Source organism: Frigoribacterium sp. CFBP9029 (assembly GCF_034045305.1).
Classification (GTDB): Bacteria; Actinomycetota; Actinomycetes; order Actinomycetales; family Microbacteriaceae; genus Frigoribacterium.
The window spans coordinates 1-13,499 of the sequence record NZ_JAXCWB010000013.1 but is presented as its reverse complement, the minus strand read 5'-3'; the positions used below and the strand labels follow the sequence as shown (position 1 = coordinate 13,499).

Sequence of the window (13,499 nt, the reverse complement as noted above, 5' to 3'; positions counted from 1 at the left end):
TTCTTCCAGCCGAGGAGGCGCGGGTCGGCATGATCCGCCCGTCGCGCGGGTCGGACGCCGGGCTCGGGCCCTGTGGGGGGATCAGCCGGCGCGGTACTCGTGCGCCCAGCCGCCGGGCCCGAGCGACCACTCCCGGCGCCGGCTCGCCGTGTCGGGCGCGCTGACCCAGAAGGTGAGGCGGGTCGGGCGGACGACGAAGCCGGTCCAGCCCGCCGGCTGCTCGAACCCGTCGGCGTGCTCGCGTTCGAAGGCGTCCCAGCGTCGGCGACGCTCGTCGAGGGGGAGGGCCGCGAACTCGTGCGAGTTCAGCCAGGCGAGCTGCTGCAGGTAGGGCGAGCGGGCCGCGTAGGCGCCGGCGAGGGCCGCGTCGTCGGCGGTCTCCGCCCGACCCCGCACCACCAGCTGCCGCGTGAAGCCGGGCCAGAGCACGGTCATCGCCACGAGGGGCCTGGCCGTGATCTGCTCGACCTTGCGACTCGCCACGTCGGTGTGGAAAGCGAAGCCGTCGCGGTCGAACGAGCTCAGCAGCACGGTGCGGGCGTCCGGTGCGCCGTCGACGTCGACCGTCGAGAGGGTCACCTGCGGGCGCTCGGGGTCGTCGTTCGGCGGCAGCCACTCGGCGGCGAGCTCCCAGGCCTCGGCGGGCAGCGGGTGGCTCGCGGTGCCGGTCACGCGCCGAAGCCGACGGGCCCGCGCGCCGGCAGGTGGCGGAACCGCGCGATCTCGGCGAGCGACGCGACGCCCTTGCGCAGCGCCGTCTCGTAGAGCTCGGCGCCCCACTCGGCCGTCGCGCCGCTCGCGTCGCCGACCACGCCGGCCGGGCCGAAGTCGTCGCTCAGCCAGCCGAAGTGCACCGGCCCGCCGTTGAACTTCACGTAGTCGAGGTCGATCATGTGGTCGGGGATCCACCGGGCGGCCTGCGTCATGTCGACCAGGTCGGGCCGCAGGTGCAGGAGCATCGACGTCTCGCTGTGCCCGCCGTGCACGCCGAAGCCGTGCTCGTCGGGCCCGTTGACGCCGTCGCCGGGTGCCATGCCGGTGCCCATCAGGAACGTCCGCAGCCCGAAGCGGCGCCGCAGCTCGCGCAGGGCGACCTGCAGCAGGGCGATGTTGCCGCCGTGCCCGTTGTAGAAGACGAGGGTGCGCGCCGGGGTCGCGGCGACGGATCGGCCGATGTCGACCACGGTCTGCAGCAGCGTCTCGGCGGTCAGCCACATCGTGCCCGGCGCCCAGTGGTGCTCGTCCGACTTCGTGTAGGCGAGCGACGGCAGCAGCCAGACGTCCTGCCCGCCTGCCGCCGCCCCCTCGACCACGGCTCGGCCGATCATGTCGGCCATCAGCCAGTCGGTGGCGAGTGGCAGATGCGGCCCGTGGTGCTCGATCGCGCCCGTCGGCAGCACGATGATGCTGTCCTCGGTCAGCGCGGCCGCCGCGGCCGGCCCGCTCAGCTCGATCAGGTCGCGCGAGCGCCGACCGGGCGCCGAGGAGGCGCGGGTGACGTCGTCGAGGCGGCTCACGAGACCTTCACCCCCGTGTCGATGCCGAGGCGTCCGGTGGGCACGGCGTGCCCGCCCTTCACGCCGGTGTCGGGGCCGCCGACGGTCGCGGGGTCGACGAGTTTGCCCGGGTTGAGCAGCCCCTCGGGGTCGGTGGACGCCGCCAGCTCGCGGGTGCGCGCCGGCTCGAAGTCGACGAACCACTGGTGCGGGTTGTGATACCCGACACCGAGCGCCTTGAGCTTCGCGAAGCCCGCGTAGACGTCGGCGGCGGTCGTGTAGACGCCGGCCAACATGCCGATCGGCCGACCGTGCTGCGACTCGATGTGCAGCATCCCGCCCTCGTAGACGGCGTGCACCTCGTCGATGCGGTCGACCAGGGCGTCACCCGAGACCTCGACATGGAAGTACCGGTCGGGGTAGGCCTTCTGCAGCCACTCGATCGGGTGGTTGTACGACATCATGCTGATCTTCATCGAGGTCTGCGCGCCCTCGCGGACGTCCTCGACGCGGCCCCCCGCCTCCTCGACCATCCGCGTGGCGAGCTCGACCGTGGCGACGTCGAGGATGGCGCGGAGGCTCACCCGCCCGGCCGGGATGCCGGGGTCGGCGGGCAGGGCGTCGGCCAGGGTCGGCAGATCGGCGCTGACCAGCCGCGGCGTGGGCTCGAGGTCGGCGAACGGGCGGATCAGGCTCAGAGCCTGCTCGAACGTGTCGAAGCTGGCGAAGAAGCCGCGCCAGTCCTGCAACGGCTCGAGCCGGACGGTGGCGCGCGCGATGATGCCGGCCGTGCCGTAGTTGTGGACGTAGGGCTGGGCGTCGTCGCCCTCGACGTGCACGAGTCGCGCCTCGGGGGAGGCGTGCACGACGTCGAGCGCCGTGACGAAGCCCGAGCTGTTCGACCCGTGCTTGATCGACCCGGTGCCGCCCGAGCCGCCCGACAGGAACCCGCCGAGCGACGACTGCGCGGTCGACGGGTACATCAGGATCTGCTGACCCGTCTTGTTCGCGGCCTGCTCGAGGGCGACCATCGTCGCACCCGCCTCGGCGGTGATGACGCCGTCGCCGACCTCGACGATCGCCTTGGCGCGCGTCATGTCGAGCACGAGCCCGCCCGACATCGGGATCGCCTGGCCGTAGTTGCCGGTGCCCTTGCCTCGCGGGGTGACGGGCACGCCGTGACGCACCGCCGCGGCGACGACCTCGGCGATCTGCTCGGCGCTCGCCGGGTAGGCGACCAGGTCGGCGAGACCGAGCGGCAGCTGCTCGCTGATCACGGGCGAGAGCCGCGAGCCGTCGAGCGACGCCTTCTCGCGGGCGGCGAGCTCGACCGAGACTCCGCGCTCGCCGAGCAGGGTGCGGAGCTCGCCCTCGAGGGCGACCAGCGCCTCCTGGGCTGCCGGGGGACGGATGTCGTTCATGGTGCGTCCTGTCTGAAGAAGGAGGGGAGGGGGCCCGGCTCGCACCGGGCCCCCGGGTGATCAGAAGCCGAGGCTGATCGAGTCGTCCAGGAACTCGTTCGTGTACAGGTCGGACGGCACCAGGCCCTCCTTCAGCGTCGAGCCCTGCTTCTCGAAGATCTCGGTGTCGAGGTCGATGACCGTCTGCATGCGCTCCTCGTCCATGTCGCCGACGTAGCCGTTGTCGCCGTCGGTCGCGATCTTCAGCTCCTTCATCTTGTCGACGGCGTACGCGGCGACGTCCTCGTCGTAGACCCAGCCGGTGTCGTACTGGTCGACCAGGTCGACGATCTTCTCGTTCGTCGCGTCGGGCGAGGCGAAGTAGTCGACGTCGGCCTGCTGCAGCACGGGCACGAGCTTCTCGAGGCAGGGGCTGAGCTCCTCGAGGTCGCCGGTGCGCACCGACATCGCCTCGGGGTAGATGGGGTAGCCGGTGTCGTTGATCAGCTGGTAGTCGAGCGGCTTGCCCCAGGCCGAGACCTGGTTCTCGTAGACGAACGGCTCGGCCGTCGCGAAGCCCTGCTGCGCGTCCTTGCCCTGCGCGACGACGAACTTCGCCGGGGTGCCGTCGTAGCTGCCGTCGGCGACCGACTCGGGGAGGATCCCGTTGCCGACCAGGTAGTCCATGTACGCGGCGCCGCCGAAGTAGCGGACGACCCCGCCGTCGGCCTCGAGCTCGGTGCCGAGCTCCTCGATGGTCGACACGTCGGGGTAGGTCTCCGGGTCCCACATGATCATCTGCGGCGAGATGTCGTTCTCGGCGAAGACGGCGGTGGTGGGCAGGTCGGCCGAGTTCTGCACGGCGACGTCGGTGGTGACGTAGCCCATCGTGATCTCGTCGTCCTGGTACATCTGCGACGGCACGGTGTTGAAGCCGATGGCGGGGCCGCCGGCGCGGATCTCGACCTTGACGCCGGTGGGCTCGCCGCCGATCACGAGATCGCTCGAGACCGACTTCTGGTCGGCGTCGACGGTGTAGTCGTCGCCGAGCAGCTGGTACGCGTGGCCGTGCTCGGCCTCGGGGTTCCAGTCGGTCTGGATCACCACGGTCGCCGGGCAGACGCCCGAGAGGTCGACGGCCGAGCCGGCGGCGGCCTGCGGGGCGGCGTCGTCGCTCGAGCCGCTCGAGCAGGCGGAGAGCGCGGCGGCGGTGACGACGACGAGGCCGAGCGCGGTGAGGGTGCGGGAGGTGCGGGGCATGGGGTCTCCTGTCGGGGGTGGAGCAGGGGATGGTGCGGGGCTGTGTGCGGGAGGTGCGGAGGGAGGAAGAGGAGGGAAGCCGAGGAGGCGCGGGTCAGTTCGCGCTGTACCAGCGCCCGATCGCGACGCGGCGGAGCCAGCCGAAGGCGACGAACACGACCACGCCGAGCACGCTGGCGACGACGATGGCGGCGAACATCTCGGCGCCGTTGAGGCGCTGGTTCATCACCGAGATGAGCACGCCGAGGCCGCCGTCGCCGCGCTGGAAGAACTGGTCGGCGACGATGGCGCCGATCACCGAGAGCCCGGCCGAGTTGCGGAGTCCGATGAAGATCGACGGCAGCGCGGCGGGGAACCTCAGCTTGGTCAGCAGGGTGAGACGCGAGGCGCCCTGCAGCTGGAAGAGCTCGCGCTGGCCCTTGTCGACCGACTGCAGGCCGAACAGCGTGTTCGACACCATGGGGAACAGCGCGAACATGACCGTGACGATGATCCGCGACGGCATCTCGTAGCCGAAGAGCGAGCCGATCAGGGGCACGAGCGCGAGGATCGGGATGCACTGCAGCACGACCGCGTAGGGGAACAGCGCGCTCTCGATCCAGCTGGCCTGCACCATCAGCACGGCCCAGGCCATGCCGATCACGATGGCGATCGCGAGGCCGATGACGGCGATCAGGGTCGTGTTGCCGAGCGCCTCGAGCAGGTCGGGTCGGAAGTCGCCGTCGAAGAGCAGCGCCTCGACGACCAGGTGCGGGTACGGCACCAGGAACGGCAGACCGCGCACCTGGTCGTAGTACGCGGCGACCCCGTAGCCGACGCCGATCAGCGCGAAGAAGACGACGATCGGCAGCACGATGTCGCGGACGCGCGTCGCCCGGGGCGACGCCTGGCGACGCGGCGGCTTCGGCCCCGAGAGGTGGGTGGCCGTCGTGGCGGCGGGCTCGGTGCGCGAGACGCGGGTGTCGACGGCCATCAGTTGTGCCCTTCTCGGAGTGCGTGGCTGACCTCGCCGACCAGTTCGGCGAACTCGGCGGTGAAGCGGATCTCGGGGTCGCGGGGCATCGGGAACGGCACGTCGAACTCGCCGACGATGCGACCGGGGCGGCCCGACATCACGACGACCCTCGTCGAGAGGTAGACGGCCTCCGACACCGAGTGGGTGATGAACAGGCCCGCGAAGCGCTTCTCGACGAACAGCCGCAGCAGCTCGTCGTTCAGACGCTCGCGTGTGATCTCGTCGAGGGCGCCGAACGGCTCGTCGAAGAGGAACAGCTCGGGGTCGAGGGTGAGCGAGCGGGCCAGCGACGCGCGCATCCTCATGCCGCCCGAGAGCTCCTTCGGCAGGTTCGACTCGAACCCCGAGAGGCCGACGAGGTCGATCGACTCCTGCGCGGCCGCCCGACGCGTCGCCTTGGGCGCCCCGTTCAGCTCGGCGAGCAGCTCGACGTTGTCGCGGACGCTCCGCCAGGGCAGCAGCGTGGCGTCCTGGAACACGTAGCCGATGCGGTCGGTGTCGACCTCGGCGCTGCCGTGCGACGCCTGCTCCAGACCCGACGCGATGCGGAGCAGCGTGGACTTGCCGCAGCCCGACGGGCCGACGACGGTGACGAACTCGCCCCGGTCGACGGTGAGGTCGACGTCCTGCAGGGCGACGGTGCCGTTGGCGAACCGCATGGCGACGTCGCGGAAGTCGAGCAGCGTGTCGACCCGGGTCGACGTCGGCGGGGCGACGGGAGGGCTGGCGATGGTCATGATCGGGTCACCGGGTCTCTGCGAGGGTCGGGCGGGGCGAGGAGGGAGACGTCGGGGGTGCCGCCGACGTCGCGGCGGGCGACGTCGCGCTCGCCGACGTCGTGGTGGACGCCGTCGCGAGCGCCGCCGCGGGGTCGGCGACCTCGCGGGTGACGCGGCTCTCGGCGACGAGGCGACCGGCGTGCACGACGTACCGGTCGGCCGGGGCGTTCGCGACGACGTCGGCCAGCGACGTCGCGCGGACGGCGAGCAGCTCGGCCCGCGCCCCGGCCGTGACTCCCGCCGGGGGCAGCGCCATGACCGATCGGGCCGAGTCGCTGACGGCGGCGTAGGCCTCGTCGATCGTCAGGTGGCCGGCGGTGACGAGCAGCATGGCCGTCTCGAGGGCGTCGCTGCGGCCGAGCGGGTTGAACGGGTCGCGCACGTTGTCGGCCCCGGCCGCGAGTCGGACGCCCGCGTCGAGCAGCGGCCGCAGCGCGGTGAGCCCCCGGGGCGTCGCGACGGGGTGGTCCCAGCCCTGCAGGTACAGGTTCGTGATCGGGTTCGCGATGATGCCGATGTCGGCCGCCAGCACGGCGGCGACGATGTCGTCGCGCTGCGCGACGGGCATCGACCCGAGTCGGCTGCAGTGCCCGGCCGAGACGCTCGTCGTCCAGCCGACGACCCGTCGGGCGAACTCGTCGAGGGTGACGGCCCCGTCGAGGCTCTCGTCGGTGTGCAGGTCGACGCCGACTCCGCGGCGCTCGGCGATGTCGAGGAGGCGGTGGAGATCCCCATGGGGATCCCTCGCCAGGTGGGGCGCGCCTCCTACGAGGTCCACCCCGAGATCGAGCACGGCCTCGACGTCGGAGTCGGGGGAGTCCTGCGAGGCGAGGGCGACGATCTCGACGTCCATCAGCCCGCGGAGCTCGTCGCGCACCCGCACGAGCGCCTCGGCCCCGCGGGTCGGCCCGTCGCCGAGCAGCACGTCTACGTGGGTGCGCACGGCCGTGGTGCCCTGGGCGAGCATCGCGAGCAGCTGGCGTCGGGCGCGATCGGCGATGTCGTCGACCGTCATCGTGGCCGCGTAGACGCGCCACGAGGCGATCGCGAGCTCGAGGTCGCCCATCGGCGGGCGGATCGCGTCGAACGAGAGGGCCTTGTCGAGGTGCGCGTGCGGCTCGGCGGGCGCCGTGAGCAGCACGTGGCCGGCGAGGTCGAGGGTCTCCGACTCGGGGGCCGCGGGCGCCGTGCCCGCCGCGACCACCGCCTCCACGGTGTCGCCCTCGATGAGCACGTCGACCACGTCGCCGCTCGGCAGCGTGGCGTTCCGCAGCAGGGCGAGCCGGCGGGGGAGTCGGGTCACGGAGGGCCTCTCGGGTCGGGCTGGCGATCAGGTGGTCGACGGGGCAGAATGTTGATGGCGTCAACATGCGTCAATCTAAGGAGTGCTCGTTTCCGACAGATGACGCGACCGTTTCGCCGTGTAAATTGCTCGGATCGAGCACCGGACCCCGTGGTAGACCTCGTCAGACCACCCGAACCAGGAGGCCCCCGTCACGTCCCTCGACGCCCCCGTCGATCAGCAGGCCCTGGCGGTCGGCGGTCGGATCCGCGCCCTCCGCCGCGCTCGCGGGCTGACCCTCGTGCAGCTCGCCGCCGAGGCGCAGCTGTCGCACCCGTTCCTCAGCCAGCTCGAGCGCGGGCTCGCGAGGCCGAGCATGGTGTCGCTCGAGCGCATCGCCCGGGCGCTCGGGTCGAGCCAGGTCGAGATCCTCGCCGCGGTCGACGACCGACGCGCCGCCGACGGGCCGGTCGTGGGCTTCGTGGGTGCCGCCGACGGGTCGACCGGGCGCTACGGACAGGCCGCCGCGCGCCTCCTGACCCCGTCCGACCGGCCGTTCCGGGTGATGGAGATGTCGGGGGCGAATCTCGATCCCGGCGACTTCTTCGTGCACGCCGAAGACGAGTTCGTGCACGTGGTCGCCGGGCGGCTGCGGGTCGACCTCGACGCCGAGGGCGCGCGGGTTCTGGCCGCGGGCGACTCGCTGTACTACGGCGGCGGCACCCGCCACCGCTGGAGCGCCGTCGGCGACGACGGCTACACGCTGTTCGTCGTCAAGCAGAGACCGGAGCCCGTGTGACCGCCCCGACCCGACTTCCCGAGACCGCGCTCGACGCGGTCGTCACCGCCCGCACCTCCGCGGCCGACGCCGTCGACCTGTTCGAGTTCGCCGCGCTCGACGGCTCGCCCCTGCCGGCCTGGCAGCCCGGCGCCCACATCGACGTGGCCCTGCCGACGGGCGAGGTGCGGCAGTACTCGCTCTGCGGCGACCCGGAGGTCGACGGGTGGCGCATCGGCGTGCTGCGCGAGACCGACGGACGAGGAGGCTCGGCCTGGCTGCACGAGAACCTGGCCGTCGGCGACACGGTCCGCCTCGCGGGCCCCCGCAACCACTTCGAGTTCGAGCCCCGTCGCGGCACGTCGTACGTGTTCGTCGCCGGCGGCATCGGCATCACCCCGGTGTCGGCGATGGCGCGGGCCGCAGCGGCGGCCGGGGTCGACTACGTGCTGCACTACGCCGGGCGGTCGCGCTCGACGATGGCGCTGATCGACGAGCTCGTCGCGCTGCACGGCGACCGGCTGCGGCTGCACGTCGCCGACGAGGGCGACCGGCTCGACGTCGACGGTCTGTTCGCGTCGATGGCCCCGTTCACGACGACGTACTGCTGCGGGCCCGAGCGGCTCGTCGAGGCGGTCGAGACCGCGGGGGCCGGGCGGCAGGTCGTCGTCGAGCGCTTCGAGGCCAAGGCCGTCGGCGAGCCGGTGCGGCACGAGTCGTTCGAGGTCGAGCTGGCGGAGTCGGGGCTGACCGTCACGGTGCCGCCCGACCGCTCGGTGCTCGACGTGGTGGAGGAGGCCGGCGTGCTCGTGCTGTCGAGCTGCCGCGAGGGCACCTGCGGAACCTGCGAGACCACCGTGCTCGAGGGCGAGGTCGACCACCGCGACTCGATCCTCACACCCGACGAGCAGGCCGCCGGCGACCGCATGTTCGTCTGCGTCTCGCGCGCCGCCTGCGCCCGCCTCGTGCTCGATCTGTAGCGGCGCGCCGCCGCCCCAGCCCCGCCAGCGCCCGCCGGCCTCCGCGCGCCCCCGCCAGCCTCGGCCGAAAACCGCGTTCGCGAAGATGAACCGCGATACATCGCGGTTCATCTTCGCGAACGCGGTTCGTCGGCGCGAGCAGTCCTTGCGGCGCGAGAGGTTCATCGGCGCGTCGGTGTGTGCGTGCGGCGCGGTGCGGTGCGTGCGGCTCCGCGTCCTGCGCGTCAGCGGGCGAGGCGCGTCGCCAGCGCGGCGACGAGGTCGCGCTCGTCGGCGGCGACGAGCCGCCCGCCCTCGACCACGCGCCTCCCCGCCACGTAGACGTCGCGCGGTCGGCGCCCCGGCGCCGCCCAGAGCAGCCCGGCGACGGGGTCGGCGACCCCCGCGTCGGCCACCCCGGTGACGTCCCACAGGCAGAGGTCGGCCGCGGCGCCCGGTCGCAGGTGCCCCAGCTCGGGTCGTCCGAGCCCTGCCGCCGAGCCCGCCGTCGCCAGGCCCAGCATCGTGCGCGCCGCGATCGGAGGCCCCACGAGCGGTGCGACCTGCATCGCGAGCCGTGCGTCGGCGAGCAGATGCCCGGCGTCGTTGCTGCCGCCCCCGCTCGTGCCGAGGCCGACGGGCACCCCGGCGGCCAGCAGGGCGGCGACCGGGGCGATGCCCCAGCCCATCGGCAGGTCGCACCCCGGGGCGTGCGTCGCGCTGACCCCCGCGGCGGCCAGACGGGCGATCTCGCCCGGTTCGACGGCGCAGAGGTGGGCGATCGTGACGTCGTCCGCGAGCCAGCCCCATTCGTCGAGCAGGTCGAGCGGGCGTCGTCCGTAGCGCTCGAGGGCGATGACGACGTCGACCTGCTCGTTCGCCTGGGTGCGCCTCCTGAGCCCGTGGCGGGCGGCGACCTCGCCCAGCAGCTCGAACGTCTCGCGGCCGTCGCTGTGCACGCCGGCCGGTCCGACGGCGACCTGGAGCATGCCGTCGTCCGAGACGCCCCCGGTCGGGATGCTTCCGGAGGCGCGGGTCAGCAGGCCGCGCACGATCGCCTCCGCCGAGCCGGCCGCCGTCTGCGGATCGTCGCGCGCCGAGCCGCGCACGAACACGAGTCGCCCCCCGAGCGCTCGCGCGGCCTCGGCGACGGCCCGGGCGACGGCCACCGTGTCGGCGGCCGAGACCGCCGGCACCGGCCAGTTCAGGTGGTGGTCGGCCACGGTCGTCACCCCGCTGAGCAGGCCCTCGGCGACGCCGACGGCCGTGGTCGCGGCGACGAGCGACGGATCGATGCCGGCGGCGCCGTAGGCCCCGGCCATCGCGGGCAGCCAGTCGGCCATCGGGACGCCGCGGGTGCCCGGCAGGGTGCGGAATCCGCTCTGCAGCAGATGGTGATGCGCGTTGACGAGGCCGGGAGTGACGACGCAGCCGCTCGCGTCGAGGGTCTCGGTGACCTCGCCCGACGAGCCGTCGACGATCACCCCTCCCTCGACGAAGAGGCTGCCGGTGGTCTCGGTCTGGTCGTCGACGACGATGCGGGTGGCGCCGGTGATCTCGAGCATGGGGCGTGTCTAGCAGCGACGTGTGTCGGGGACGTTACCCGCGCCTCCTCGGCCCGACCCGCCGGCTGCCGCATGACGGAGCCCGCGGACGGGTGTCTCCGCCGGTGTCCCAGCATGCCCTCGGAACCGAGGCTTAGAATCACGCTCATGTCTGACAGTGCCCCCGACCGCATCCTCATGTTCGGCGCCGAATGGTGCCGCGACTGCCGTCGCTCGAAGGCGCTGCTCGACTCGCGCGGGGTCGAGTACGACTACGTCGACCTCGAGGCCGTCGCCGACGGCGCCGATCGCGCCTACGCCGTGAGCGGTCGCACGAACATCCCCGTCGTCGTGTTCCCCGACGGCACGCACCTCGTCGAGCCGACCGACCCGGAGCTCGCGGCCAAGCTCTGACCGATCCTCCCCAGGCCGCGCGGCCTGCGCGTCGTCCCCATCTCCCTCTCCCGGCGGTGGTGTCGCCTGCGTGCTGTCGGCCAGGCTGATCGCATGAGCACCGACCTGTCGCCGAAGCCGCCGCCCGTCGCGTACAGCGGGCCGGTGGCCGCGTCCGAACGCTTCGTCGCACCCGATCTGCTGAGGGGCGTCGCGCTGCTCGGCATCGCGCTCGCGAACTCGGTCTACTACATCGTCGGCCGCACGATGGGTCCGCTGGCCCGACCCGTCGACGGCTCGACGGGCGACCACGTGGCCGACGTGCTGGTCGGCACCTTCGTCGACAACCGGGCCTTCCCGCTGTTCACCCTGCTCTTCGCGTACGGCTTCACCGTGCTGATCCGCCGACAGGCCGAGCGGGGCGTCGATCGGGGCCGAGCGCGGTCGCTGCTGCTGCGCCGCAGCCTCTGGCTGATCGTGTTCGGCGCGCTGCACATCGTGCTGCTCTTCGAGGGCGACATCCTGCTCAGCTACGGTGCCCTCGGGCTGGTGCTCGCGGCGATGTTCGCCGCGAGCGACAAGGTCTTCCGGGTCGTGGGCTGGTCGACGCTCGTCGTCTTCGTCGTCATGGCCGGGGTCGACGGTCTCGGCGGCGGTGCCGGCGACACCTCCTGGCTCCCCTTCGATCAGCGCACCGTGCTCGGCGACCTCCTCTGGCGGGTGATCGCCCTCGCGGGGCTCGTCTTCACCGCGCCGTTCACCGTCGCGATGCTGCTGCCGCTCGCCGCGGTCGGCACCCTGCTCGGCCGCCGTCGCGTGCTCGAGCAGCCCGAACAGCACGTCGTGCTGCTGCGCCGACTGACGCTCGTCGGGTTCCCGATCAGCATCGTGGGGGCTCTACCGCTCGTGCTCGCCGCCATCGGCGCCTGGCAGCCCGGCGAGGGGCTGCTCTACCTGCTCGGCATGCTGCACGGCACGACGGGCATCGCAGGCGCTCTGGCGTTCTTCGGGCTCGTCGGCTGGTGGGCGGCGCGGCGTGCCGAGCGCGCCTCCTCGGGTGCCGGGGCGGCGGGTCGCGCAGCCGAGCCCGCCGCGGGGTCCGTCGTGGGGCCTGGAGCGCAGCCGGGCTTCGTGCTGTCGGCCCTCGTCGCGGTGGGCCGCCGGTCGCTCACCTGCTATCTGATGCAGTCGGTGCTCTTCGTCGTGCTGCTGAAGCCGTGGGCGCTGGGGCTCGGTGTCGAAGCGGGGACGCTGCGCGTGGCGCTCGTCGCCGTCGGCGTGTGGCTGGCCACCGTGGTCGTCGCCGTGGTGCTCGAGCGCACGTCGACGCCGGGGCCGGCCGAGCGGCTGCTCCGTCGGCTGAGCTACGGTCGCTGACCGCGACGCACCCGGTGCCGCACCGGGTGCCGGGTGCCCGACGTCCGGGCCCGACCGCGGCGCACCGGGCGCCGCACCGGGTGCCGGGCATCCGACGTCCGGGCCCGACCGCGACGCACCCGGCGCCGCACCGGGCCATGCTGGGACCGTGACCGACTCCTCTCCCTCCGCCGCGCCTCCTGCGCCTCCTGCGCCTCCGGTCGACGCGGACCCCCGCGCGCATCACTACGGCGTCTTCTACTCGCTGGCCGAGGGGCCGGCCGACGACGTCGCGATCGTGGTCGGCAACTGCCAGGCCGAGAGCCTGCGGCAGATGCTCGAGGGGCCGGGCCTCGCGACGATCCGCATCCCGGCGGTGCACGAGCTCACGGCGAGCGACCTGCCGTATCTGCGGTACTGGCTGTCGCGGGCGGCGGTGCTCGTGTCGCAGCCGGTGCGCACCGACTACCACGGCATGCCCCTCGGCACGGCTCAGCTGGCCGCGCTGCTGCCCGCCGGAGGGCGCGTGCTGCGCGTGCCGGTGATCCGCGTCGCCGGGCTTTACCCGACCCACGCGATCGTCCGACCGCCGAGCGACGCGTCGCTGGTGCCGCCCGTCGTCGAGTACCACGACCTGCGGGTGCTGGTCGAAGCGGCGATCCGACGCGAAGGAGGCGCGGTGCCGGCAGCCGGTGTCGCCGCCCGCCTCGACACGGGAACCGTCCACACCATCGCCGACGAGTCGCTCGACCAGCTGCGCCGCCGCGAGGCCGCGAACGAGACCGTGGTGCTGTCCGACCTGTTCGAGCGCCCCTCGTTCGATCAGATGCGCACGCTGAACCACCCCGGCAACCCGGTCTGGAGTGCGGCCGCGACGCGGGTGCGCGCCGCACTCGGTCTGCCCGAGCACGTCGTCGATCCGGGTCGGCCGCTGCTTGATCGCGTGCACGCGCCGCGGGAGGCGGCCGTGGTCGAGGCGTTCGGCCTCGACGCCTCGCCGACCGACCACTGGGTCGTCGACGGAGCGTCCGTCTCGACCGACGAGGTCCGCGCCACCCATCTCGCCTGGTACGCGGAGCATCCCGACGCCGTCGATGCGGGTCTCGCACGGCACGCCAGCGCGCTCGCGACCCTCGGCCTGCGCTGAGGCGGGCGTCGGGCGGCGCTCCGCCGGGCGCCGGGCGGACGTCGGTCGGGCGTCGGTCGGGCGCCGCCTGGCCGGCCGCCGCCTGGCCGG

General features: G+C 73.2%; 13 protein-coding genes. 5 read left to right on the top strand and 8 right to left on the bottom strand.

Going from position 1 to position 13,499, the window contains the following annotated elements; genetic code table 11:
* Nucleotides 1-81 precede the first annotated feature (81 nt).
* The 7 genes from SOM11_RS13630 to SOM11_RS13600 form a co-directional block, all read right to left on the bottom strand.
* Nucleotides 82-672: a pyridoxamine 5'-phosphate oxidase family protein gene (locus SOM11_RS13630; RefSeq protein ID WP_320478366.1), complete on the bottom strand. Its 591-nt coding sequence runs from the start codon at nt 670-672 to the stop codon at nt 82-84.
* Nucleotides 669-1,517, bottom strand: a complete 849-nt coding sequence (locus SOM11_RS13625) for a creatininase family protein (protein WP_320478365.1) — start codon at nt 1,515-1,517, stop codon at nt 669-671. The genes SOM11_RS13630 and SOM11_RS13625 overlap by 4 nt, the downstream gene beginning before the upstream one ends.
* A complete protein-coding gene (locus SOM11_RS13620; protein WP_243215884.1) occupies nt 1,514-2,917 on the bottom strand; it encodes an FAD-binding oxidoreductase in 1,404 nt (467 codons plus the stop codon). The genes SOM11_RS13625 and SOM11_RS13620 overlap by 4 nt, the downstream gene beginning before the upstream one ends.
* 60 nt (nt 2,918-2,977) lie before the next feature.
* On the bottom strand, nt 2,978-4,156 hold the full coding sequence (locus tag SOM11_RS13615) for an ABC transporter substrate-binding protein (RefSeq protein WP_192059413.1): 1,179 nt from the start codon (nt 4,154-4,156) through the stop codon (nt 2,978-2,980).
* Between the two features lie 94 nt (nt 4,157-4,250).
* Nucleotides 4,251-5,129: an ABC transporter permease gene (locus SOM11_RS13610; protein WP_320478364.1), complete on the bottom strand. Its 879-nt coding sequence runs from the start codon at nt 5,127-5,129 to the stop codon at nt 4,251-4,253.
* Nucleotides 5,129-5,908 (bottom strand): ABC transporter ATP-binding protein, encoded by a 780-nt coding sequence (locus tag SOM11_RS13605; RefSeq protein ID WP_320478363.1) that lies wholly within the window; start codon nt 5,906-5,908, stop codon nt 5,129-5,131. The genes SOM11_RS13610 and SOM11_RS13605 overlap by 1 nt, the downstream gene beginning before the upstream one ends.
* Nucleotides 5,909-5,915: 7 nt before the next feature.
* Complete coding sequence (locus tag SOM11_RS13600) at nt 5,916-7,253, bottom strand: amidohydrolase family protein (RefSeq protein ID WP_320478362.1); 1,338 nt, start codon at nt 7,251-7,253, stop codon at nt 5,916-5,918.
* Between the two features lie 226 nt (nt 7,254-7,479).
* Here SOM11_RS13600 and SOM11_RS13595 point away from each other — a divergent pair, with 226 nt between their 5' ends.
* Both SOM11_RS13595 and SOM11_RS13590 read left to right on the top strand, forming a co-directional pair.
* Nucleotides 7,480-8,031: a helix-turn-helix domain-containing protein gene (locus SOM11_RS13595; RefSeq protein WP_192060168.1), complete on the top strand. Its 552-nt coding sequence runs from the start codon at nt 7,480-7,482 to the stop codon at nt 8,029-8,031.
* Nucleotides 8,028-8,990: a PDR/VanB family oxidoreductase gene (locus SOM11_RS13590; RefSeq protein ID WP_320478361.1), complete on the top strand. Its 963-nt coding sequence runs from the start codon at nt 8,028-8,030 to the stop codon at nt 8,988-8,990. Before SOM11_RS13595 ends, SOM11_RS13590 begins: the two co-directional genes overlap by 4 nt.
* Nucleotides 8,991-9,214: 224 nt before the next feature.
* Here the strand turns inward: SOM11_RS13590 and SOM11_RS13585 are convergent, their stop codons facing one another.
* On the bottom strand, nt 9,215-10,534 hold the full coding sequence (locus tag SOM11_RS13585; protein WP_320478360.1) for an amidohydrolase family protein: 1,320 nt from the start codon (nt 10,532-10,534) through the stop codon (nt 9,215-9,217).
* 147 nt (nt 10,535-10,681) lie between these two features.
* On the opposite strand from SOM11_RS13585, the gene SOM11_RS13580 reads away from it, so the two are divergent.
* The 3 genes from SOM11_RS13580 to SOM11_RS13570 all read left to right on the top strand — a co-directional run bounded on the left by SOM11_RS13580 (nt 10,682) and on the right by SOM11_RS13570 (nt 13,409).
* Complete coding sequence (locus SOM11_RS13580) at nt 10,682-10,927, top strand: glutaredoxin family protein (protein ID WP_192059425.1); 246 nt, start codon at nt 10,682-10,684, stop codon at nt 10,925-10,927.
* Nucleotides 10,928-11,020: 93 nt separating this feature from the next.
* On the top strand, nt 11,021-12,283 hold the full coding sequence (locus tag SOM11_RS13575) for a DUF418 domain-containing protein (protein ID WP_320478359.1): 1,263 nt from the start codon (nt 11,021-11,023) through the stop codon (nt 12,281-12,283).
* Nucleotides 12,284-12,431: 148 nt separating this feature from the next.
* A complete protein-coding gene (locus SOM11_RS13570) occupies nt 12,432-13,409 on the top strand; it encodes a WcbI family polysaccharide biosynthesis putative acetyltransferase (protein WP_320478358.1) in 978 nt (325 codons plus the stop codon).
* Nucleotides 13,410-13,499 lie beyond the last annotated feature (90 nt).

Excerpts from the sequence above, each read along its gene's own strand:
- SOM11_RS13615 (WP_192059413.1), bottom strand. The coding sequence starts at position 4,156 with ATGCCCCGCACCTCCCGCACCCTCACCGCGCTCGGCCTCGTCGTCGTC.
- SOM11_RS13620 (WP_243215884.1), bottom strand. The coding sequence starts at position 2,917 with ATGAACGACATCCGTCCCCCGGCAGCCCAGGAGGCGCTGGTCGCCCTC.
- SOM11_RS13605 (WP_320478363.1), bottom strand. The coding sequence starts at position 5,908 with ATGACCATCGCCAGCCCTCCCGTCGCCCCGCCGACGTCGACCCGGGTC.
- SOM11_RS13610 (WP_320478364.1), bottom strand. The coding sequence starts at position 5,129 with ATGGCCGTCGACACCCGCGTCTCGCGCACCGAGCCCGCCGCCACGACG.
- SOM11_RS13575 (WP_320478359.1), top strand. The coding sequence starts at position 11,021 with ATGAGCACCGACCTGTCGCCGAAGCCGCCGCCCGTCGCGTACAGCGGG.
- SOM11_RS13585 (WP_320478360.1), bottom strand. The coding sequence starts at position 10,534 with ATGCTCGAGATCACCGGCGCCACCCGCATCGTCGTCGACGACCAGACC.
- SOM11_RS13580 (WP_192059425.1), top strand. The coding sequence starts at position 10,682 with ATGTCTGACAGTGCCCCCGACCGCATCCTCATGTTCGGCGCCGAATGG.